The organism is Bradyrhizobium sp. 62 (assembly GCF_023073035.1).
In the GTDB taxonomy this organism is placed as follows: domain Bacteria; phylum Pseudomonadota; class Alphaproteobacteria; order Rhizobiales; family Xanthobacteraceae; genus Bradyrhizobium.
Map to the genome: position 1 here is coordinate 97,130 of NZ_JADPIT010000010.1, position 2,574 is coordinate 99,703.

Annotated in this window: 2 protein-coding genes; both read left to right on the plus strand. The window is 65.0% G+C overall.

Annotated elements, in window-relative coordinates; translation table 11 throughout:
• Window positions 1–1,749 (plus strand): DUF4118 domain-containing protein (locus IVB47_RS04645; protein ID WP_247460125.1); only part of this gene is annotated, 1,749 nt, incomplete at its 5' end.
• Window positions 1,746–2,435, plus strand: a complete 690-nt coding sequence (locus IVB47_RS04650) for a response regulator transcription factor (RefSeq protein WP_247287829.1) — start codon at window positions 1,746–1,748, stop codon at window positions 2,433–2,435. The genes IVB47_RS04645 and IVB47_RS04650, both read left to right, overlap by 4 nt.
• Window positions 2,436–2,574 lie beyond the last annotated feature (139 nt).

Here is a 2,574-nt window from a genome sequence, read left to right on the forward strand (position 1 = left end):
CCGGGCGTCGGCCGCCGCCTCGCCGACGACGTGGTCAACTTCGCGCAGGGCAACAACGTCACCCAGATCGTGATCGGAAAGTCGACGCGCTCGCTCTGGTTCGAGATGACGCGCGGCTCCGTCGTGCACGATCTGGTGCGCCGCGCCGGCAATATCAGCGTGCATGTCATCCCTGGCGACGAGCTCACGAGCGAGCCGGCGCCGAAGACGGCGGTGCAGACCGCAACGCGATCGGACCCGTTCGATGCGCGGCCCTATCTGAAGGCACTCGGGATCACCGCGCTTGGCCTCGCTGCCGCCGTGGCCATCAAGCCTTATTTCGGCATTGAGAACGTCGACCTGATGTTTCTGACCGCCGTGGTGACGGTTGCCGTGCGCTACGGATTGTGGCCGTCGCTGCTTGCGAGCGTCGCGGCGTCGCTCGCCTACAATTTCTTCTTTCTGCCGCCGGTCTATACCTTCACCATCACCGATCCGACCAATGTCGCGGCGTTCTTTTTCTTCATGCTGATAGCGTTCGTGGTGTCGAACGTGGCGGGGCGGGTCCGCACCCAGGCTGATGCTGCGATCGGCCGCATCCGGACCACGGAGCAGCTCTATGCTTTCAGCCGCAAGCTCGCCGGCACCGGTACGCTCGACGACGTGCTGTGGACGACCGCCTACCAGATCGCGCTGATGCTGAAAGTCCGCGTGGTGCTGCTATTGCCGGACGAAGGTCTGCTCACGGTGAAGTCGGGCTATCCCCCCGAGGACGATCTCGATCAGGCCGACCTTGCCGCCGCCAACTGGGCCTGGAGCAACGACCGCCCTGCAGGCCGGGGCTCGGACACGCTGCCCGGCGCAAAGCGGCTGTTCCTGCCGATGCGCACCGGGCGCAGCCCGATCGGCGTCATCGGCATCGACGACGACCGCACCGGTCCCTTGCTGACGCCGGACCAGCGCCGGCTGCTGGACGCGCTGGTCGACCAAGGCGCGCTGGCGATCGAGCGCGTGCTGCTGGTCGAGGACGTCGATCGCGTCAAGCGCTCCGTCGAATCCGAGCGGCTGCGTTCTGCATTGTTGACCTCGATTTCACACGACCTGAAGACGCCGCTCGCATCCGTGCTGGGTGCGGCCTCGACCATGCGCGATCTCGCCAGCGCGCTCTCCGACACCGAGAAGCGCGACCTGCTCGCCACCGTGATCGACGAATCCGAACGGCTCAACCGCTTCATCGCCAATCTGCTCGACATGACCAAGCTCGAATCCGGCGCCATCGTGCCCAACGCTGCGTTGCACGATCTCGGAGAGATCGTCGGCAGTGCGCTCCGGCGGGCAGCCAAGATCCTCACCGCCCACAAGGTGGAGCTGGAGTTGGCCGCAGATCTTCCCATGCTCCAGCTCGATGCGGTGCTGTTCGAGCAGGTGCTGTTCAACCTGCTCGACAACGCCGCCAAATATTCGCCGCCCCACGCCACGGTCTCGATCCGCAGCCGGCGCGACAGCGATCATGTGGTGCTCCAGATCGCCGACGAGGGTGACGGCATTCCGTCCGAGGAGCTCGAGAGCGTGTTCGACAAGTTTTATCGCGCGCAGAAGGGCGACCATGTCCGGCCCGGCACCGGGCTCGGGCTCGCCATCTCCCGCGGCTTTGTCGAGGCGATGCGTGGCACGATCTCGGCTGCGAATCGCGGCGACCGGAGCGGGGCGGTTCTGACGATCCGTCTGCCCATTCCGGCCCGGACCCACGCATTGGATACCGCCGCATGAGCGCTGCTCCGATCAAAGTGCTGGTGATCGACGACGAGCCGCCGATCCGCAAATTGCTGCGGATGGGGCTCTCGACGCAAGGCTATGAGATCCTGGAGGCGTCGAACGGCAAGACCGCGCTGGAGAAGCTCAGCGAGGATCCCGCGCTGATCATCCTCGATCTCGGCCTGCCCGATATCCAGGGCCATGAGCTGTTACGTACCATCCGCGCCCGCAATGAAGCTGTGCCGATCGTGGTGTTGTCGAGCCGTGGCGATGAGGCCGGCAAGGTGGAGGCGCTCGATCTCGGGGCCGACGATTACCTGACAAAGCCGTTCGGCATGGACGAGCTGCTGGCGCGCCTGCGCGCCGCGCTGCGGCACCAGCTTCAGATTCAGGGCGAACGGCCGGTGTTTCGTGCCGGCGATCTTTCGGTCGATCTGGTGCGCCGGATCGTCAGGGTCGGAGAGCGCGATGTCAAACTGTCGCCGAAGGAATATGACCTCCTGCGTGTGTTGGTGCAGCACGCCGGCAAGGTGCTCACTCACCGTTTCCTGCTGAGGGAGCTCTGGGACGAACTGACGGATGCCCAATATCTGCGCGTCTATGTCCGCCAGCTCCGGCAGAAGATCGAAGCCGATCCGGAGCGGCCGCAATATGTGCTGACGGAGACGGGGATCGGGTACCGGTTAAGGGCAGGGGATTGACGCTGCATCCCTCATCCTGAGGAGCGCGGAACGCGCGTCTCGAAGGATGAAGACCCGTAGGATGGGTAGAGCGCAGCGAAACCCATCATCCGTCCGCGCCTGACGACGCGGGATGGGTTTCGCTGCGCTCTACCCATCC

Coding starts and splice junctions, on each gene's coding strand:
- IVB47_RS04650 (WP_247287829.1), top strand. CDS start 1,746: ATGAGCGCTGCTCCGATCAAAGTGCTGGTGATCGACGACGAGCCGCCG.